The organism is Pseudomonas sp. Pseusp49 (assembly GCF_059491875.1).
Genome location: NZ_CP168514.1, coordinates 5,264,346 through 5,282,648 on the forward strand (window position 1 = coordinate 5,264,346; position 18,303 = coordinate 5,282,648).

Sequence of the window (18,303 nt, forward strand, 5' to 3'; positions counted from 1 at the left end):
TGCCCGCGAGCAAATCGCTACACTGCGCAAGTGCTGCATGACGGATATATGTGCAGGTCTATGAATAGCGGGATGCAGGAGAGATGCGTGCTCAAGAAACTGGGAATCAAAGGCCGCGTGCTGTTGCTGACCCTGTTGCCAACCAGCCTGATGGCGTTGGTGCTGGGGGGGTATTTTACCTGGATGCAACAGGCTGACCTGCAAACCCAACTCATGCAGCGCGGCGAAATGATCGCCGAGCAGTTGGCCCCCCTGGCGGCGCCAGCCATGGGCCATCAGGACAACGAACTGCTCGAACGCATCGCCACCCAGGCCCTGGAACAAACCGACGTACGGGCCGTAACCTTCCTGGCTCCCGACCGCACGCTGCTGGCCCACGCCGGCCCGACCATGCTCAACCAGACACCTTCCGGTAGTGGCATGCAGATGCTGCGCCGCAGTGGCAACGATGCGACCCGCTATTTGCTGCCGGTGTTCGGCAAACACCGCAACCTGGCCGGAGACGTGATTCCCGAAGAAGCCGACCGCCTGCTGGGCTGGGTCGAACTGGAGCTGTCCCATAACAGCATGCTGTTGCGCGGTTACCGCAGCCTGTTCGCCAGCCTGATGCTGATCGCAGCCGGACTGATCGGTGCGGCACTGCTGGCCCTGCGCATGGGTCGCACGATCAACCGGCCACTGAGCCAGATCAAGCAGGCCGTAGCCCAACTCAAGGACGGCCATCTGGAAACCCGCTTGCCGCCCCTCGGCAGCCAGGAGCTGGACGAACTGGCCTCCGGCATCAATCGCATGGCCGGCACCCTGCAAAATGCCCAGGAAGAATTGCAGCACAGCATCGACCAGGCCACCGAAGACGTACGCCAGAACCTGGAAACCATCGAGATCCAGAACATCGAGCTGGACCTGGCGCGCAAGGAGGCCCTGGAAGCAAGCCGGATCAAGTCCGAGTTCCTGGCCAACATGAGCCATGAGATCCGCACGCCGCTCAACGGCATTCTCGGTTTCACCCACCTGTTGCAAAAAAGCGAGCTCACCCCACGCCAGCTCGACTACCTGGGTACCATCGAAAAATCCGCCGACAGCCTGCTGGGCATCATCAACGAAATTCTCGACTTCTCGAAAATCGAGGCCGGCAAGCTGGTGCTCGACCATATTCCGTTCAACCTGCGCGACCTGCTGCAGGACACCCTGACCATCCTCGCCCCCGCCGCCCACGCCAAGCAGCTGGAACTGGTGAGCCTGGTGTACCGGGACACGCCGCTGTCCCTGGTCGGCGACCCGCTGCGGCTCAAGCAGATCCTGACGAACCTGGTGAGCAACGCCATCAAGTTCACCCGCGAAGGCACCATCGTCGCCCGCGCCATGCTCGAAGAAGAGCACGAAGACACCGTGCAACTGCGCATCAGCATTCAGGACACCGGCATCGGTCTGTCCAACCAGGACGTGCGCGCCCTGTTCCAGGCCTTCAGCCAGGCCGACAACTCGCTGTCGCGGCAACCTGGCGGCACGGGCCTGGGCCTGGTGATTTCCAAGCGCCTGATCGAACAGATGGGCGGAGAGATCGGCGTCGACAGCACACCCGGGGAAGGCTCGGAATTCTGGATCAGCCTGAGCCTGCCAAAAGCCCGCGACGATGCCGAAGACCTGCCCGCCGCGCCCTTGCTCGGGCGTCGGGTGGCGGTCCTGGAAAACCACGAACTGGCCCGACAGGCGTTGCAGCATCAACTGGAAGACTGCGGCCTGAGTACCACGCCGTTCAATACCCTGGAAAGCCTGACCAATGGCGTCACCGCCGCCCACCAGACCGATCAGGCAATCGACCTCGCCGTGCTCGGCATCACCAGCAACGACATGCCGCCGGAACGCCTCAACCAGTACATCTGGGACCTCGAACACCTTGGCTGCAAAGTGCTGGTGCTGTGCCCGACCACGGAACAGACGCTGTTCCACCTTTCCGTGCCTAACCCCCACAGCCAGCTCCAGGCGAAACCGGCCTGTACCCGCAAGCTGCGACGCTCCCTGTCTGACCTCGTCAGCCCGCGCCCGATGCGCAGCGAGCCGGGCGAACCGGTGTCCAGCCGTGCACCGAAGGTGCTGTGCGTCGATGACAACCCGGCCAACCTGATGTTGGTGCAGACCCTGCTCGAAGACATGGGCGCCAAGGTGCTCGCGGTGGAAAGCGGTTATGCCGCGGTCAAGGCGGTACAGAACGAGACATTCGATCTGGTATTGATGGACGTGCAGATGCCCGGCATGGACGGCCGCCAGAGCACCGAGGCGATTCGCCAGTGGGAAAGCGAGCGGCATTGCACGCCGTTGCCGATCGTGGCCCTCACCGCCCACGCCATGGCCAACGAAAAACGCGCACTGCTGCAAAGCGGCATGGACGACTACCTGACCAAACCGATCAGCGAACGACAATTGGCCCAGGTGGTGCTGAAGTGGAGCGGTTTGGCGTTGCGCAATCACAGCCCGGAGCGCTCCGGCGATGGGCACGGCAGCGCCCATGACTTGTTGGTGCTCGACCACGAGGAAGGATTACGCCTGGCCGCCGGCAAGGCTGATCTGGCCGCAGACATGCTGGCGATGCTGTTGGCATCCCTGGAGGCTGACCGCGAAGCCATCCGTCTGGCTCAGCAGAGCAATGACCACAACGCCTTGATCGAACGGGTCCATCGCCTGCATGGCGCGACACGCTACTGCGGCGTACCGCAATTGCGTGCGGCCTGCCAACGCAGCGAAACCCTGCTCAAGCAACAGGATCCGAAAGCCAGCGTGGCACTGGACGAGCTCGACCGGGCGATCAATCGCCTGGCAGCCCACGCGCGAATGAACGCTTGATGCAGCGCAATCGTGGGAACCAAACATCAGCGTAAGCTCACCACCTACTCTGTAGGAGCTGGCTTGCCAGCGATGGCGGCCTCAAGGGCAACGTAGAGTTTGCGGCCCTCATCGCCGGCAAGCCGGCTCCTACAGGAACGAGGCAAAGAGGAAATCATGCGCACGATTCTTTTCAGCAGCCAGAACTACGACATCGACAGCTTTCTCGCGGCCGGGCGACCGGCCGGCATCGAGCTGCAATTTCAGCCTGCGCGCCTGAGCCTCGACACGGTCGCGCTCGCCCAAGGGTATGAAGCGGTCTGCGCGTTCATCAATGATGACCTCAGCGCGGCAGTACTCGAGCGCCTGGCCGCTGGAGGCACCCGCCTGATCGCCCTGCGCTCGGCGGGTTACAACCACGTCGACTTGCCAACGGCAAAACGTCTGGGACTGGCCATCGTACGCGTCCCGGCCTATTCGCCCCACGCCGTGGCCGAACACGCGGTGGCGCTGATCCTCGCACTCAACCGCCGCTTGCCCCGCGCCTACAACCGCACCCGCGAAGGGGATTTCAGGCTGCAAGGGCTGACCGGTTTCGACCTGGTGGGCAAGACGGTCGGCGTGGTCGGCACCGGGCAGATCGGCGCCACCTTCGCCAAAATCATGAACGGTTTTGGCTGCCGGTTACTGGCCTATGACCCCTACCCCAACCCGCAGGTCGAAGCCTTGGGCGCGCGCTACCTGAGCCTGCCGCAACTACTGGCCGAATCGCAGATCATCAGCCTGCACTGCCCACTCAACGAACAGAGCAAGCACTTGATCAACCGTGAATCACTGGCCCACATGCAGCCGGGCGCGATGCTGATCAATACCGGACGTGGCGGCCTGGTGGACACCCCGGCGCTGATCGACGCGTTGAAAGACGGTCGCCTCGGCTATCTGGGTCTGGACGTGTATGAGGAGGAGGCGCAACTGTTCTTCGAGGACCGTTCCGACCTGCCGCTGCAAGACGATGTGCTGGCCCGGTTGCTGACCTTTCCTAACGTGATCGTCACCGCGCACCAGGCCTTTCTGACCCACGAAGCGCTGGATGCGATTGCCGCCACCACGTTGCGCAACATCGCCGCCTGGGTGGCGGGCACGCCGGAAAACCTGGTCACGAGCGACTGAAACGGATCGAAGGTCATCGGCCTGCGCGATGCGGCATGCAAGCCCGTGCTAGCATATCGCGCATATTTGGAGGACCCATGGTCGAACACGATTTCCGCTACAGCCTGATGAACCCGCAACACACCCTCACCGAATGCCGCGCCCTGGTGCCGGGGCGCTATCAGGTCACCGGCAACGGTGGCTCGATTCGCAACAACGACGTGCTGGTCGTGACCCTCAAGGGCGCCAAGGACTTGTCCATGCGCCTGACCGTCGAAACGGTTCGCCACCTGATCAATCCGCCCGGCCAATGGGTCGCGGTGGCCAGCGGCCCGGTGTTCGGCGAACTGGCGATCCATACCTGGCAAGTGAACTGCGACAGCTGCGCCAAAGCGCTGAGCTTCGAGTTCGCCGTCGACGCCAAGCTGGGCAACAAGGCCGAAAAACCTGCCGCCACCGCGCGCATTGCCGAGCTGGGCTGGACCACCGTCGGCGAGAAACACCTGTGCCCGAAATGCCAGGAGCCTGCGTGATGAAACGCCTCGCTCTGAGCGCGATGACCGGTGCCAGCCTGCTGGGCTGCGCCGCCGAGCCGGTGCAGCTTGAACACAATCGCAGCTACATCCTGGAGTGGATCGGCGAGCGGCCGCTGATGGACTACAGCCACCTGACCATCACGCTCGGTGAAGATGGCCGGGCCTACGGCAATGGCGGCTGCAACCACTGGTTCGCGCCGTACACCCTGGAGGGCGACAAACTGACCTTCGGCAAAATCGGCAGCACCCGCAAACTGTGCGCGCCGGCGCTGATGGAGCAGGAAAAACGCTTCCTGCAGGCCCTGGAAAACGTCCAGCGCTGGGACGTCTCCCCGATCGAGCAGATCCGTTTCTGGCCAGCCGAAGGCAAGCCGCTGCGTTGGTGGCTTGAGGAAGGTTGATCCGCAAAAAAGATCGCAGCCTTCGGCAGCTCCTACAGGATTAAACGTAAATCTGTAGGAGCTGCCGCAGGCTGCGATCTTTTGCCTTAATTTTTTGCCTGCAACGCCTCAAGCTTCGCCATCACCCCCGCCGCCGTCTGCTCACCCATCAACTGCTCACGCACCTTGCCCTTGTCATCGATGATGTACGTCACCGGCAATGCCTCGCTGCGCGGCAATTCGAACAATTCGGCAGGGTCCTGGGCCAACACGGTGAACTTGATCCCCAGTTTCTCGCTCGCGCCCTTCAGTTCCTGCCCCTGGACGTTGTCGAAGTTAACCCCGAACACACCGATTTTCTTGTCCTTGAGTTGCTCGGCCAGGGTGTTCAACTCCGGGATTTCGGTACGGCAGGGTCCGCACCATTCTGCCCAGTAGTTGAGTACCAGCCATTTGCCGTCCAGTCGGTCGGCGGCGATCTTGTGGCCGTCCTGGTCGATGCCATAGTCATTCCCGCAGCCCCCCAGCATCAACGCTCCGATGATCGCCAATGCTGCTGCCAGTCGCCTTGTCATGTCGTGTTCCTTGTCAAAAATTGAATACGCCTGCGACCCATCGCCTCTCACGGTTCTGGATTGCGCGCTGCACAGTTAGAATAGCCGCCACCTTACGCAAGATGCGACCCGCTCATGACCGATCTGACGCTTTATCACAACCCGCGCTGCTCGAAATCCCGCGGTGCGCTCGAACTGCTTGAAGCCCGTGGCCTGGCCCCGACCGTGGTGCGTTACCTGGACACCCCGCTGGACGCCACGCAAATCCAGCGCCTGCTGGGCAAGCTGGGGATCAGCGCGCGGCAGTTGCTGCGCACCGGCGAGGACGAGTACAAGACCCTCAATCTGGCCGACGGCAGCCTGAGCGAAGCGCAATTGATCGCCGCCATCGCCGCCCACCCGAAACTGATGGAGCGACCGATTCTCGAAGTCGGTGACAAGGCCGTCATCGGTCGTCCACCGGAGCAGATCCTGGAACTGTTGCCATGAGTGCACCTTACATTCTGGTTCTGTACTACAGCCGCAGCGGCTCGACCAACGAAATGGCCCGGCAGATCGCTCGTGGCATCGAACAGGCCGGGCTTGAAGCCCGCCTGCGCACAGTGCCGGCGATTTCCACCGAGTGCGAAGCCGTTGCGCCGCAGATTCCCGACGAAGGCGCGCTGTATGCCAGCCTCGACGACCTGAAGAACTGCGCCGGCCTGGCACTCGGCAGCCCGACCCGCTTCGGCAATATGGCCGCGCCGCTCAAGTACTTCCTCGACGGCACCAGCAACCTGTGGCTGACCGGCGCCCTGGTGGGTAAACCGGCAGGCGTATTCACCTCCACCGCGAGCCTGCACGGCGGCCAGGAGACGACCCTGCTGTCGATGATGCTGCCATTGCTGCACCACGGCATGCTGATCACCGGCCTGCCGTACAGCGAATCGGCACTCCTGGAAACCCAGGGCGGCGGTACGCCATACGGCGCCAGCCACCACGCCGGTGCCGACGGCAAAAGCGGCCTGGATAGCCATGAAGTGGCGCTGTGCCGCGCGTTGGGCATGCGCCTGGCCAAGACTGCACAGAAACTGGAGAGCTGAAGTGGCCAGGAAGCCGAAGATTCTCCCTGCCATTGACTGGCTCGAGCCGCGGGTGCGGGCGATGCGTGTCATCAGCCTGCTGTGCTTTTTGGGGCTGGTGGGCCTGCTGTGCGTCTACTACCTGCTGATCGCCGACCTGCATGGCGCCCGGCCATGGGTAATTCTGCTGATCGAACTGGTGCCACTGCTGATACTGGCGCCGGGCATGATCGTCGGCAGTCCTCGCGGGCATTCATGGATGTGCTTTGTGGTGAACCTGTATTTCATCAAGGGCGCATTGGCCGCTTATGACCCGAACCGGCAAATCTTCGGTTTGCTGGAGATGGGCGCGAGCCTGGCGGTGTTTTGCTCGGCACTGTTGTATGTGCGCTGGCGTTATCAGTTGAACCGCAAGCTGGCTGGCGAGGGCGAGATTTCCGTCGTCTGACAGAAAAGATCGCAGCCTTCGGCAGCTCCTACAGGGGAATGTGTAAACCTGTAGGAGCTGCCGAAGGCGGCGATCTTTTCAGCCACCCACCCCCTCAATGATTGACGGTATACGCCAGCATCATCGAAATCTGGCTCATCGGCCGCCCGCCACTTTCCGCATGCCACTGGTTGAACACATCCTGCACCAGCGCCAGGTCGCGCAGACTGCTCGGCACCTTGTCGATGATGTCTTGCGCATTCAGCGCCGCGACCACGTCGTAGCTCGGCACAAAGGTATCCTTGCCGATCATCCGCAGGAAGCGCGGGGCTGACAGCCCACCCAACTGATGTCCGCGTTTTTTCAGGAAGGTCCAGAGCCCGACGATATCGGTCACCGGCCAGTCGGCGATCAGCTCGCCGAAGCTGCCCTTTTCATGGGCCACGTCCAGTACGAACTGTGCATTGCGCGGCACACTCTTGAGCTTGCCCAGGTGCCGGATGATCCGCGTGTCCTGCATCAGCCGCTCAAGGTGCTCAGCACTCATCAGCACGACTTTTTCCGGGTCGAACCCGAAGAACACTTCTTCGAAGGCTGGCCACTTGGCGTCCACCAGACTGTGCTTGAGCCCGGCGCGAAACACCCGTAGCGCCATCATCGAGAGGTAGCGATCGTCGCTGATCTTGCGTAACTGCGCGGGAGTCTTGGGAACGGGCAGATGGGCTTCCAGTTCAGCCGCCGAACCGAAGCGGTTCAGACAGTATTCATTGAGCCACTTGTAATCGCGCATGCCCTCTCCTGAGAATTGAAACGAAAAACCAAATGTGGGAGCGGGCTTGTGGCGAGGGGGCTTGCCCCCGTTGGGCTGCGAAGCGGCCCCAAGATCTCCGATGTACCAAAGATCTTGTGAGTGCTACGCACTCAAACGGGGGCAAGCCCCCTCGCCACAGGCCCGCTCCCACAGTTTTAATCAGAGGTTGACCACGTTGACGAAGCGAGATGCGGCGCTTTCGTCGATCTTGAGGCTGGTGAAGTCAAACAGGTTGCGGTCCGCCAGTTGCGACGGGATCACGTTCTGCAGGCTGCGGAAAATGCTCTCGGTACGGCCCGGGGTCTTGCGTTCCCAGTCCTGCAGCATTTCCTTGACCACCTGACGCTGCAGGTTTTCCTGGGAACCACAGAGGTTGCACGGAATGATCGGGAATTGCTTGAAGTCCGAGTAGGCCTGGATGTCTTTTTCGTTGCAGTAAGCCAGCGGGCGGATCACCACGTTTCGACCATCGTCGGCGCGCAGCTTCGGCGGCATGGCCTTGAGCGAACCGTTGAAGAACATGTTCAGGAAGAACGTTTCGACGATGTCGTCGCGATGGTGACCCAGGGCCATCTTGGTCGCGCCAATTTCATCGGCGAAAGTGTAGAGCGTGCCGCGACGCAGGCGCGAGCACAGCGAGCACGTGGTCTTGCCTTCCGGAATCAGCTCCTTGACCACCGAATACGTGTCTTTCTCGACGATGTGGTATTCGATACCCAGTTCTTTCAGGTAGGCCGGCAGCACGTGCTCCGGGAAACCCGGCTGCTTCTGGTCCATGTTCACGGCCACGATCTCGAACTTGATCGGCGCGACCTTCTGCAAGTGCATCAGCACATCGAGCATGGTGTAGCTGTCCTTGCCACCGGACAGGCAGACCATGACCTTGTCGCCGTCTTCAATCATGTTGAAATCGGCAACCGCCTCACCGGCCTGTCGGCGAAGGCGCTTTTGCAGTTTGTTCTGGTTGACCGTGAGAGTGCCCATGGCGCGAAATCCGTGAGGTGTGACGAAAGGCGGGCATTTTACGCAAAAAATCGACCCGTAGGAGCTGCCGAAGGCTGCGATCTTTTGATTTTGATCTTCGGTGGCGCTGAAATCACCAAAGATCAAAAGATCACAGCCTTCGGCAGCCCGTACAGACGCAACCGCGATTAGGCCTCGTGTTTACAGCGCGATTTGCTCTAAAGCCCCTGCTCCACCCATGGAAACTCCTCCCTATACTGCGACATAAGGTCGCTTACATATTTCAGACCTGTGACTTGCTTGGCCGCATTGGCCCGTAGGCGCTCCACTGGGGGGCGACGGTAAAGACAAGAGGAGTGACTGGCATGATCCATCACGTAGTGGGGCTCTTCACCCACCCTGACCAAGAATGGAAAGAAATCCGTGGCGACCAGGAGGAAAGCATCAGCCACATGTACCTGACCCATACGCTGATCCTGGCGGCCATCCCCGCCGTGTCTGCCTTCATAGGCACCACACAGGTCGGCTGGGTCATCGGCAATCGGCCTCCCGTGATGTTGACCGTAGAAAGCGCGATATGGATGACGGTCATGTCGTACCTGGCGATGCTCGGGGGTGTGGCGGTAATGGGCGCATTCATTCACTGGATGGCCCGCACCTACGACGCCAACCCAAGCCTCGCCCGCTGCATTGCGTTTGCAACCTACACCGCGACCCCCTTGTTCATCGGCGGCCTCGCGGCCTTGTACCCGCACCTGTGGCTGGGGATGATCATCGGCACCGCAGCCATCTGCTACACGGTGTACTTGCTGTATGTGGGCTTACCGACGTTCATGAACATTCCATCTGACGAGGGCTTCCTGTTTTCAAGTTCAGTGCTCGCCGTAGGCCTGGTGGTGCTGGTCGCCATCATGGCGTTCACTGTGATTGTCTGGGGACTCGGCGTGGGGCCGGTCTACACCAACTAGCCGCTCATCACTGAAAATCAGAAATGCCGATAAAGGCCGCCGCGAGGCGGCCTTTTCATTCTTCAGCAACGAGAAAGCCCATGACCATTCGGCAACCTGGTGATTCGCAAGGCCCGAGGGTTGCGGCATACTCGACCGCTCTGGAGATCCATCAAGCATGCCCGAGCAACTCAATTCCCGCGTCGAAGACTGTTTCCAACTAGCCGAATCCTTTTTCAAACGACCTTTCAAACGCCCCGTGGTGAGCCTCAAGCTGCGCGGACAAAAAGCCGGTGTCGCGCATTTGCACGAGAACCTGCTGCGCTTCAACCCACAGCTGTACCGGGAGAATACCGAGGATTTCCTCAAGCAGACCGTGGCCCATGAAGTCGCGCACCTGATCGCCCATCAGCTGTTTGGCGACCGCATCCAGCCCCATGGCGAAGAGTGGCAGTTGATCATGCGCGGCGTGTACGAACTGCCGCCCAACCGCTGCCACACCTATGACGTCAAACGCCGCAGCGTGACCCGTTACATCTACAAATGCCCGTGCGCCGACAGCGACTTCCCGTTCTCGGCCCAGCGCCACAGCCTGGTGCGGCAAGGGCGGCGGTACCTGTGCCGACGGTGTCGCAACACCTTGGTGTTCAGTGGGGAGATGCGGGTCGAGTAGCGAGATTTGCGATGGCTGTACTGGCCTCTTCGCGAGCAAGCCCGCTCCAACAGGGGACCTCCGGTATGGCATAGATCCAATGTGGGAGCGGGCTTGCCCGCGAAGAGGCCGGAGCAGACGCTAGAGAACCACCTTGGCTCGCCGCAATTCAGCAATCCGCTCGACACCAAACCCCAACTCCCCTAACACCTGATCCGTATGCTGCCCCAGCGCCGCGCCGATATGCTTCGGCTCAGGCAAGCCCTCTGAAAACTTCAGCGGACAAGCCATCTGTGCCTGAGCCGAACCATCGCCCCGCGGCACATCGGCCACCAACTCCCGCGCCTGCAACTGCGGATGGCACAGCGCCTCTCCCAGGCTCAACACCGGTTCTACGCACGCATCCAGCTCAGCGAACAGCGCACGCAACTCGGCAAAATCATGCTTTTCGAATTCGACCCTCAGCGCGTCTTTCAGCTGTTTCTGATGCGCCGGTTGCGGTGACAGGCCGAGGCCAGCCAGTTCCTCCAGCCCCAACGCCGCGCACAGCTGCTTCATGAACACCGGCTCCAGGCTGCCCACCGACAGCCAGCGCCCATCCCGGGAGCGGTAGTAATCGTAAAAGCTGCCACCATTGAGCACCTGGTTTTCCGGCCCCGGCTCGACGCCACAGGCCAGATATCCCGCACCCGCCAGCGCATTCAGACTGAACGCGCAGTCGGTCATGCTGACATCCAGGTGCTGACCCTGACCGGTCTGCTGCCGGGCGATGACCGCCGCCAGCAAGCCAATCACCCCGTGCAGCGAACCACCGGCGACATCCGCCACCTGCATGCCCAATGGCAGTGGCCCACTGTCGGCTCGGCCGGTGTAACTGGCCAGCCCGGACAAGGCCAGATAGTTGATGTCATGGCCGGCGCGGTCCTTGTAGGGGCCGGTCTGGCCGTAGCCGGTGATCGACACATAAATCAGTTTTGGGTTGATCGCCTTCAGGGCCTCATACCCCAGCCCCAGTCGCTCCATGACACCGGGGCGAAATTGTTCCAGCACGATGTCGTAGTCCTGCAACAGCTGCTTGATGACATCCAGCGCCTCAGGCTGCTTGAGGTCCAGGGCGAGGCTGCGTTTGTTGCGATTGAGGTAGGCATGACTGGCCGACACCCTTTGATCGTGGGGCGGCAACACCCGCAGCAGATCCAGGCGGGTGGGTGATTCGATGCGCAGCACTTCGGCGCCCATGTCCGCCAGCAGCAACGAGGCGAACGGCCCCGGCAGCAGCGTCGAGAAATCCAGAACCTTGAGTGATACCAATGGACCGAGCATGAACGTTCTCCGTTAACAATGCCTCCAGCCTAGGCAGCCAAGGACATTGCAGCAATTACCTTATGTGCCACTTGCAGTGACCGTTACGCTCAAACGCCGGGCATGAAAAAACCCGCCGAAGCGGGTTTTTCATTACAACGAGGCTTACTTGGCGTTCGTCGGGGTTGCTCCTTCGACGTGGCCCAACACATCGTCTTTAGGCTCGTCGGCGATGCCGCGACCACCCGAGGCCAGCTCGGCCTGCAGCACATCGGTGTCCAGTTCCTTGACCCACTTGGCCACAACGATGGTCGCCACGGCGTTACCGATCAGGTTGGTCAGGGCGCGGGCTTCGGACATGAAGCGGTCGATGCCGAGGATCAGCGCCAGGCCGGCAACCGGCAGGTGGCCGACGGCGGACAGGGTGGCTGCCAGTACGATGAAGCCCGAACCCGTCACACCGGCGGCGCCTTTGGAGGACAGCAACAACACCACCAGCAGGGTGATCTGGTGCGTGATGTCCATGTGCGTATCGGTGGCCTGGGCAATGAACACTGCGGCCATGGTCAGGTAGATGGCGGTACCGTCGAGGTTGAACGAGTAGCCGGTCGGGATCACCAGACCCACGACGGATTTCTGCGCGCCCAAACGCTCCATCTTGACCAGCATGCGTGGCAGTACCGATTCCGAAGAAGAAGTACCGAGCACGATCAGCAGTTCCTCACGGATGTAGCGGATCATCTTCAGCACGCTGAAGCCGTGCATGCGAGCGATGGAGCCCAGCACGATCAGGATGAACAGCAGGCAAGTGATGTAGAAGCACGCCATCAACTGACCCAACTGCACCAGCGAACCGACACCGTAGGCACCGATGGTGAACGCCATGGCACCGAAGGCACCGATCGGCGCGAGCTTCATGATCATGTTGATGATGTTGAACATCACGTGGGCGAAGCGATCGATGAAGTCCAGCAGCGGCTTGCCGTAGGCACCCAGGCGATGCAGGGCGAAACCGAAGATCACCGAGAACATCAGCACCTGCAGGATGTCGCCGGTGGCGAAAGCGCCGACGATGGTGGCCGGGATCACGTTCAGCAGGAAGCCGACGACGCTCTGGTCAGCACCGGCTGCAACATAAGTGGCAATCTTGGAGGCATCGAGGGTGGCGACGTCGATGTGCATGCCATTGCCCGGCTGCACGATGTTGACCACGACCAGACCGACCAGCAGGGCGATGGTCGATACGATCTCGAAGTACAGCAGCGCATAGCCACCGGTCTTGCCGACCGACTTCATGTCCTGCATACCGGCGATGCCGCTGACAACGGTACAGAAGATGATCGGGGCGATGATCATTTTGATCAGCTTGATGAACCCGTCACCTAGTGGCTTCACGGCCACACCGAGCTGTGGGTAGAAGTGACCGAGGGCGATACCGATGACAATTGCAACGATCACCTGGAAATACAGGGATTTGTACAGTGGCTGACGAGTCGTCATTGCAAAGTTCCTCAAAGGTGCCCGGTGACAACATCCATCTGTTGCCCGCAACACCGCAATTGCGAACCCTCCTGCACTGGAGGGATTTGTTTTTTCGAGCTGCGCAACGGCAGGCATCTGCTCGTTGTATCGCAAGGCCCGTGCCACCTTCCGTAAAAACCCTGCAAGCCTTTTGATATCAGGGGTTGCAGCAACTCCCCTGTCACCGGACGGTTACAAACATGTGGCGGATTTCCGCCCTTCCACTTAAAGACGTCCTGCAATTTGGCGGATATCCGCCCTGTTCATGCCCGCAGTGCGCAGCTACCATCCGTCGTTCAACGGCCAGGCCTGCTGCCATGCGCGAACGCACCATTGCCAGTCATTTCGCCCGCGCCGTTCTCGGCGGGGCACGTCGACACGGCTACGACTATTCGAGACTGCTGCAACAACTGGGAATCAGCCCCGAACTGCTGGACGAACCGCGGGCGCGCCTCGCTCCGGAGCAGTTCACCCAATTGATCAAGGCCTTATGGCTGGCACTGGACGACGAGTACCTGGGGTTCGGGCAAGCTCCGAGCAGACCGGGCAGCTTCGCGATGATGTGCCATGCCGTGATCCACTGCCGCAGCCTGGATAAGGCACTCAATCGCGGCTTATTGTTTTATAGCCTATTCCCCGGGACTCCGCGTTTGACGCTGACTCACGAGGACGAATGGGTCCGCCTGAGCCTGGACGACTCGCAGCTTTGGGACCCGGACCACTTTCTGACCGAGGCTCTACTGGTGATCTGGCACCGTTTTGGCAGCTGGCTGATCGGCCAGCGCATTCGCCTGGAACAGGCCACGTTCAGCTACCCACGACCGGAACACGGCGCCGAGTACGATCTACTGTTTTCCTGCCCGCTTGAGTTTTCACACACTCGAAGCAGTCTGCTGTTTCACAGCCGTTACCTGACCATGCCGTTGTTGCAGGACGAGCGCACCCTCAAGCATTTTCTTGAGCACTCCCCGGCAAACCTGCTTTCGCGTCCGGATGACGGCGACAGCCTGAGCAGCCGCTTACGCCGCTTGCTGAGCCGAGACAGTTCTCGCTGGCCCGACCTGGAAGCCGTGGCCACACACCTGCACATCAGCCCGCAAACCTTGCGCCGGCATTTGCGTGAAGAGGGCACGAGCTTTCAGGAATTGAAGGACCAGTTACGCCGGGACATCGCGATTTACCACCTGAGCCGCGCTGACCTGTCGTTGCAACAGATCGCCGAGCAATTGGGGTTTTCCGAACCGTCGGCGTTTCACCGGGCGTTCAAGAAGTGGACCGGGCTGACACCGGGGGCTTATCGGGCGCAGGAGAGCTGAGGTTCAGTGCCCGTTTTTTCGGTGTGATCACCGGCCTCTTCGCGGGCAAGCCCGCTCCCACAATGGCCGACGTTGTTCACAAATCATCTGACTCACTCAAAACCCTGTGGGAGCGGGCTTGCCCGCGAAGAGGCCCGAAAGAGCACTATCAAACTCCCGGTCAAACCACCGGAAAATGAATCCGGAAAGCCGCCCCGCCCATCGGTGAGTCCCCCAAGGTCAGTTGGGCGCCGTAGCTCTCGATGATGTCCTTGACCACCGCCAGGCCGATGCCCTGCCCCGGATGCTGACGGTCCAGGCGCTCACCGCGCTCGAGAATCCGTGCGCGCTGATCCGGCGGTACACCGGGCCCGTCGTCCTCGACACACAACTCGGTGCCGCTGAGGGTTTCACGCACGCTGATACGTATTTCGCCGAGGCACAGGCGATAGGCGTTTTCCAGCAGATTACCCATCATTTCCAACAAAGCGCCCTGCTCGATCGGTACATGGCACGGGTCGGGCAGGTCGAACGCGACATGCACGCGCTTGTCGCGATAGACCTTGTCCAGCGTGTCGCACAGACTTTTCAGCACCGGGTGCAAGTGCACCTGATGACGTACCAGACCGCTCTTGCGCAGGCTGGCGCGCTGCAATTGGTAGCTGATCTGCTGGCTCATGCGCTCGATCTGGGTTTGCAGCACCCAGGCCTGATCGCGATCCTCGGGACGCTGGGCCATGTCTTCACTGACGCCCTGCAACACCGCCAGCGGCGTTTTCAGGCTATGGGCCAGGTCATCGAGGGAATCACGGTAGCGACTGCGCTGCTCACGTTCACTGTGCAGCAAACGGTTGAGGGAGCCGGTGAGGCGCAGCAATTCCCGGGGATGTTCCTCGCTGAGGCTTTCACGCGTACCACCTTCAATCTGGTCCAGCTCCTGGCTCAAGCGCCGCAATGCCTGCAAGCCCCAGGTCAGGCCGATCCACAGCAACGCCAGCAGTACCAGCAGTGCCGCCCCAAAACCCAGATAGAGATTTTCCCGCAGACCTTCGAGGGTCAGTTCGTACTCGCGAACCGGTTGCAAGGCCACGATGCTGAAGGCTGCACTTTTGCCGCCGAGCAACTTGACCTCGACGTCGTAGACGAAGAATTCCTGGCCATTGGCTTCGCGGATCCGCGCAAACTCGTTGCCACGTCCGTCATAGCGAGGCTTGTAATTGATGCGTTCTTCCCGGGTCGCCTTTGAGCGCCAGACCAGATGCCCTTCGCGGTCATAGATATAGCCGAGCAGTCGGCTGTCGGTGAGGTTGAAGCGCTCGTCGGGCAATTGCGCCGGCATTTGCAGGCTGTTGTTCTCCACCCGGGCGGCGGAGATCAACGTGGTCACATCCGATGCCAGACGCTGCTCGATGGAGTCCTGCAACGCCAGGCTGAAGGCGCCCTGCATCGCCGGCAGCAACGCCAGCATGAACAACACCGCCAACAGCGTGGCGGCGAGCATCAAGCGAATGCGCAGCGAACGGATCAAGTGCAACGCTCATTGAACAGATAGCCCAGGCCGCGCACGGTGTCGATCGGCTTGAATCCACCCGGCCCCTCCAGTTTGCGGCGCAGACGGCCGACCAGCACCTCGATCACATTCGGATCACGCTCGTCGTCATCCGGGTAGAGCTGTTCCATCAAGCGGTCCTTGGGCACTACTTGCTGATGGTGGCGCATCAGGTATTCGAGAATGCGGTACTCATACGCGGTCAGTGCCAGCGGCTGTTCGTCGAGGGACGCCTGCTTGCGATTGAGGTCCAGCAGCAAGGGACCGGCAACGATGGTCGACTGGGTAAAACCGCTGGAGCGGCGCAGCAAGGCATTCAGGCGAGCTTCCAGCTCTTCGAACTGGAACGGCTTGACCACGTAATCGTCGGCGCCGGCGGCCAGGCCTTCGACCTTGTCCTGCCAGTTACCGCGCGCGGTGAGGATCAGGATCGGGAAGGTCTTGCCACCTGAACGCAACTGGCGAATCAGGTCGAGCCCGCTCATGCCCGGCAGACCGAGGTCAATCACCGCCAGGTCAAAGTTGAATTGCGCGGTCTGGTACAACGCCTCTTCGGCGTTGGCCACGGACTCGACCACGTGGCCGCTCTCCGTCAGGCGGGTTTTCAAGTGATGACGCAGCAACGCTTCATCTTCGACGACCAGCAGTTTCATAACACTCTCCCGGGCAAATCAACATCTCCAGAGGCGCAACGCCGCGCCTCAATAGCTAACATGGCAACGCCGGATCGTCACTCGGACCGATCCGGCGCAGGCCGCTCGCGAAACGCTTGTCAGAAAGCGTAGTTGGCGGACAGGTAGGTCTGGGCGCTGCTGGTCAGGTCCAGCGAACCCTGCTTGCTGCCACCACGCTCACTCATCTCGGTGCTGGCGTTGCTGCGCAGGTAACGGTAACCCAGTTCAACCGAGGTGTTCTGCGAAACCTGTTGCAGCACACCCACCTGGCCACCGATGGCGTAGCCGATATCGCTGTCGCGACTGAAGCCTGGCGACTCCTGGGTCATTTTGGTCAGGCCCGCCGTGGCGCCGCCGAACAATTTGGTGCTGCCGCCCACCGGGTAGAACAGATCGTAGCTGCCCAGAAGGTTTTCCTGACGCAGTTTAATGCCGTTGTGCGAGCCCGACACGTTGTCGTAAGTGGCGTAGTAGCGGCCCTGGCTATTCTGCTGGCCCAGACGCACACCCCAGGTGGTGTCCTTGCCGATCACACCATCGGCGTTCGGGTGATTGAGGTTGTCGTTCAGGGCGTGGGATTTTTTGACCTTGTCGCTGGTCTGTCCAAGAGTAAGGCTGGCGAAGTTGTCGTCGGAGGCGAAGGCTGCGGTGCTTGCGCCCAGAACCGTGAATGCCAGAAGCAGTTTTTTGAATGCAGTCATTGGGGAGTTTCCTCATGTGCCGTTTGTTTTTTGGGTACGAGGCAAGGTTACGCACCGCGCCCTGAACTCCCCCTGAACGCACTCTGAACCTGGGCTGAACCGCCCTTTCCCGAATGTTTCGACACGTTTCAACAGGAGTTCCGACCATGCGCATGTTCTTCGCTGTCCTCCTGCTGGCCTTGAGCGGGCTCAGCCAGGCTGCCATCCAGACCCGGGAAATCCCCTACCAAAGCGCCGATGGCACGAAAATGATTGGCTACTTCGCCTACGATGACGCCCTCAAGGGCCCGCGCCCCGGGGTCGTGGTGGTGCATGAGTTCTGGGGCCTGAACGACTACGCCAAGCGCCGCGCCCGGGATCTCGCCGGTCTGGGCTACAGCGCCCTGGCCATCGACATGTACGGCGACGGCAAAAATACCGAGCACCCCAAGGACGCCATGGCCTTCATGCAAGCCGTGGCAAAAGACAGTGCCGTGTCCAGCGCGAGGTTTCAGGCCGGGCTCGACCTGTTGAAAAAACAACCGCAGACCGATCCGCATAAAATCGCCGCCATCGGCTACTGCTTCGGCGGTGGCGTGGTGCTCAATGCCGCCAGACAGGGCGTGCCATTGGCAGGCGTGGTGAGTTTCCATGGCGCCTTGGCGACCAATACGCCGGCAACGCCAGGCAGCGTCAAGGCGAAGATTCTGGTGGAGCACGGGGCGCTGGACAGCATCGTCACCCCGGAAAACATCACGGCTTTCAAAAGTGAGATGGACAAGGCCGGGGCCGACTACACATTTGTCAGCCTCGACGGCGCCAAGCATGGGTTCACCAACCCGGATGCCGATCGACTGGGCCATGGCGATCATGGCGGGCCGGACATTGGCTACAACAAGGCGGCGGATGAAAAGTCCTGGGCAGACATGCAGGTTTTCTTCAAAAAAATCTTTGGTTGACACCGTCCTCTGTGGCGAGGGGG

General features: G+C 61.0%; 19 protein-coding genes. 11 read left to right on the top strand and 8 right to left on the bottom strand.

Annotated elements, in window-relative coordinates:
- Window positions 1–87 precede the first annotated feature (87 nt).
- From ACEN83_RS23365 to ACEN83_RS23380, 4 genes are all read left to right on the top strand, one after another.
- Window positions 88–2,841, top strand: coding sequence for a response regulator (locus ACEN83_RS23365; protein ID WP_495578566.1), 2,754 nt, complete (start codon window positions 88–90; stop codon window positions 2,839–2,841).
- 156 nt (window positions 2,842–2,997) lie between these two features.
- Complete coding sequence (locus ACEN83_RS23370) at window positions 2,998–3,990, top strand: 2-hydroxyacid dehydrogenase (protein ID WP_495578567.1); 993 nt, start codon at window positions 2,998–3,000, stop codon at window positions 3,988–3,990.
- Between the two features lie 77 nt (window positions 3,991–4,067).
- On the top strand, window positions 4,068–4,502 hold the full coding sequence (locus ACEN83_RS23375) for a hypothetical protein (RefSeq protein WP_015096451.1): 435 nt from the start codon (window positions 4,068–4,070) through the stop codon (window positions 4,500–4,502).
- Entirely contained in the window at window positions 4,502–4,906 is a 405-nt protein-coding gene (locus ACEN83_RS23380; RefSeq protein WP_007974527.1) for an META domain-containing protein, read from the top strand. Before ACEN83_RS23375 ends, ACEN83_RS23380 begins: the two co-directional genes overlap by 1 nt.
- Window positions 4,907–4,992: 86 nt before the next feature.
- On the opposite strand, the gene ACEN83_RS23385 is transcribed toward ACEN83_RS23380, so the two are convergent.
- Window positions 4,993–5,460, bottom strand: a complete 468-nt coding sequence (locus tag ACEN83_RS23385; protein WP_104449059.1) for a TlpA disulfide reductase family protein — start codon at window positions 5,458–5,460, stop codon at window positions 4,993–4,995.
- A gap of 114 nt (window positions 5,461–5,574) precedes the next feature.
- Here ACEN83_RS23385 and arsC point away from each other — a divergent pair, with 114 nt between their 5' ends.
- Genes arsC through ACEN83_RS23400 form a run of 3 tightly spaced genes read left to right on the top strand, consistent with a single transcriptional unit; the run spans window position 5,575 to window position 6,948 of the window.
- On the top strand, window positions 5,575–5,928 hold the full coding sequence (arsC, locus tag ACEN83_RS23390; RefSeq protein ID WP_116579927.1) for an arsenate reductase (glutaredoxin): 354 nt from the start codon (window positions 5,575–5,577) through the stop codon (window positions 5,926–5,928).
- Window positions 5,925–6,521: an NAD(P)H:quinone oxidoreductase gene (wrbA, locus tag ACEN83_RS23395; RefSeq protein WP_116579926.1), complete on the top strand. Its 597-nt coding sequence runs from the start codon at window positions 5,925–5,927 to the stop codon at window positions 6,519–6,521. Before arsC ends, wrbA begins: the two co-directional genes overlap by 4 nt.
- Before the next feature lies 1 nt (window position 6,522).
- Window positions 6,523–6,948 carry a DUF2069 domain-containing protein gene (locus tag ACEN83_RS23400; protein WP_218482615.1) on the top strand — a complete coding sequence of 142 codons (426 nt, stop codon included), beginning with the start codon at window positions 6,523–6,525 and terminating at the stop codon, window positions 6,946–6,948.
- Between the two features lie 94 nt (window positions 6,949–7,042).
- Here the strand turns inward: ACEN83_RS23400 and ACEN83_RS23405 are convergent, their stop codons facing one another.
- Both ACEN83_RS23405 and ttcA read right to left on the bottom strand, forming a co-directional pair.
- Window positions 7,043–7,717 carry a DNA-3-methyladenine glycosylase I gene (locus tag ACEN83_RS23405; RefSeq protein ID WP_116579925.1) on the bottom strand — a complete coding sequence of 225 codons (675 nt, stop codon included), beginning with the start codon at window positions 7,715–7,717 and terminating at the stop codon, window positions 7,043–7,045.
- A 180-nt stretch (window positions 7,718–7,897) separates the two neighbouring features.
- Complete coding sequence (gene ttcA, locus ACEN83_RS23410) at window positions 7,898–8,722, bottom strand: tRNA 2-thiocytidine(32) synthetase TtcA (protein ID WP_015096458.1); 825 nt, start codon at window positions 8,720–8,722, stop codon at window positions 7,898–7,900.
- Window positions 8,723–9,066: 344 nt separating this feature from the next.
- On the opposite strand from ttcA, the gene ACEN83_RS23415 reads away from it, so the two are divergent.
- A complete protein-coding gene (locus ACEN83_RS23415) occupies window positions 9,067–9,669 on the top strand; it encodes a Yip1 family protein (RefSeq protein WP_007980093.1) in 603 nt (200 codons plus the stop codon).
- Window positions 9,670–9,826: 157 nt separating this feature from the next.
- Window positions 9,827–10,321 (top strand): SprT family zinc-dependent metalloprotease, encoded by a 495-nt coding sequence (locus tag ACEN83_RS23420; protein ID WP_007980095.1) that lies wholly within the window; start codon window positions 9,827–9,829, stop codon window positions 10,319–10,321.
- Window positions 10,322–10,441: 120 nt separating this feature from the next.
- Here the strand turns inward: ACEN83_RS23420 and ACEN83_RS23425 are convergent, their stop codons facing one another.
- Window positions 10,442–11,623, bottom strand: a complete 1,182-nt coding sequence (locus ACEN83_RS23425) for a CaiB/BaiF CoA transferase family protein (protein WP_495578568.1) — start codon at window positions 11,621–11,623, stop codon at window positions 10,442–10,444.
- Window positions 11,624–11,767: 144 nt separating this feature from the next.
- The gene (locus ACEN83_RS23430; RefSeq protein ID WP_116579923.1) at window positions 11,768–13,102 is read right to left on the bottom strand and encodes a dicarboxylate/amino acid:cation symporter; all 1,335 of its coding nucleotides are present in this window, start codon (window positions 13,100–13,102) and stop codon (window positions 11,768–11,770) included.
- Between the two features lie 338 nt (window positions 13,103–13,440).
- Between ACEN83_RS23430 and ACEN83_RS23435 the strand changes: the two genes are divergently transcribed.
- Window positions 13,441–14,439 carry an AraC family transcriptional regulator gene (locus ACEN83_RS23435; protein ID WP_495578569.1) on the top strand — a complete coding sequence of 333 codons (999 nt, stop codon included), beginning with the start codon at window positions 13,441–13,443 and terminating at the stop codon, window positions 14,437–14,439.
- Between the two features lie 160 nt (window positions 14,440–14,599).
- Here the strand turns inward: ACEN83_RS23435 and ACEN83_RS23440 are convergent, their stop codons facing one another.
- The 3 genes from ACEN83_RS23440 to ACEN83_RS23450 form a co-directional block, all read right to left on the bottom strand.
- Window positions 14,600–15,946, bottom strand: coding sequence for an ATP-binding protein (locus ACEN83_RS23440; protein ID WP_116579921.1), 1,347 nt, complete (start codon window positions 15,944–15,946; stop codon window positions 14,600–14,602).
- A complete protein-coding gene (locus tag ACEN83_RS23445) occupies window positions 15,943–16,620 on the bottom strand; it encodes a response regulator transcription factor (RefSeq protein WP_007980106.1) in 678 nt (225 codons plus the stop codon). Before ACEN83_RS23445 ends, ACEN83_RS23440 begins: the two co-directional genes overlap by 4 nt.
- A 119-nt stretch (window positions 16,621–16,739) precedes the next feature.
- Window positions 16,740–17,342 (bottom strand): hypothetical protein, encoded by a 603-nt coding sequence (locus ACEN83_RS23450; protein ID WP_104449070.1) that lies wholly within the window; start codon window positions 17,340–17,342, stop codon window positions 16,740–16,742.
- A gap of 146 nt (window positions 17,343–17,488) precedes the next feature.
- Here ACEN83_RS23450 and ACEN83_RS23455 point away from each other — a divergent pair, with 146 nt between their 5' ends.
- Window positions 17,489–18,280: a dienelactone hydrolase family protein gene (locus ACEN83_RS23455; protein WP_495578570.1), complete on the top strand. Its 792-nt coding sequence runs from the start codon at window positions 17,489–17,491 to the stop codon at window positions 18,278–18,280.
- Window positions 18,281–18,303 lie beyond the last annotated feature (23 nt).

Bases quoted from the DNA above. Each gene is read 5' to 3' on its own strand.
- ACEN83_RS23370 (WP_495578567.1), top strand. From the start codon at position 2,998: ATGCGCACGATTCTTTTCAGCAGCCAGAACTACGACATCGACAGCTTT.
- ACEN83_RS23375 (WP_015096451.1), top strand. From the start codon at position 4,068: ATGGTCGAACACGATTTCCGCTACAGCCTGATGAACCCGCAACACACC.
- ACEN83_RS23380 (WP_007974527.1), top strand. From the start codon at position 4,502: ATGAAACGCCTCGCTCTGAGCGCGATGACCGGTGCCAGCCTGCTGGGC.
- ACEN83_RS23385 (WP_104449059.1), bottom strand. From the start codon at position 5,460: ATGACAAGGCGACTGGCAGCAGCATTGGCGATCATCGGAGCGTTGATG.
- arsC (WP_116579927.1), top strand. From the start codon at position 5,575: ATGACCGATCTGACGCTTTATCACAACCCGCGCTGCTCGAAATCCCGC.
- wrbA (WP_116579926.1), top strand. From the start codon at position 5,925: ATGAGTGCACCTTACATTCTGGTTCTGTACTACAGCCGCAGCGGCTCG.
- ACEN83_RS23405 (WP_116579925.1), bottom strand. From the start codon at position 7,717: ATGCGCGATTACAAGTGGCTCAATGAATACTGTCTGAACCGCTTCGGT.
- ttcA (WP_015096458.1), bottom strand. From the start codon at position 8,722: ATGGGCACTCTCACGGTCAACCAGAACAAACTGCAAAAGCGCCTTCGC.
- ACEN83_RS23415 (WP_007980093.1), top strand. From the start codon at position 9,067: ATGATCCATCACGTAGTGGGGCTCTTCACCCACCCTGACCAAGAATGG.
- ACEN83_RS23420 (WP_007980095.1), top strand. From the start codon at position 9,827: ATGCCCGAGCAACTCAATTCCCGCGTCGAAGACTGTTTCCAACTAGCC.
- ACEN83_RS23425 (WP_495578568.1), bottom strand. From the start codon at position 11,623: ATGCTCGGTCCATTGGTATCACTCAAGGTTCTGGATTTCTCGACGCTG.
- ACEN83_RS23430 (WP_116579923.1), bottom strand. From the start codon at position 13,102: ATGACGACTCGTCAGCCACTGTACAAATCCCTGTATTTCCAGGTGATC.
- ACEN83_RS23435 (WP_495578569.1), top strand. From the start codon at position 13,441: ATGCGCGAACGCACCATTGCCAGTCATTTCGCCCGCGCCGTTCTCGGC.
- ACEN83_RS23445 (WP_007980106.1), bottom strand. From the start codon at position 16,620: ATGAAACTGCTGGTCGTCGAAGATGAAGCGTTGCTGCGTCATCACTTG.
- ACEN83_RS23450 (WP_104449070.1), bottom strand. From the start codon at position 17,342: ATGACTGCATTCAAAAAACTGCTTCTGGCATTCACGGTTCTGGGCGCA.
- ACEN83_RS23455 (WP_495578570.1), top strand. From the start codon at position 17,489: ATGCGCATGTTCTTCGCTGTCCTCCTGCTGGCCTTGAGCGGGCTCAGC.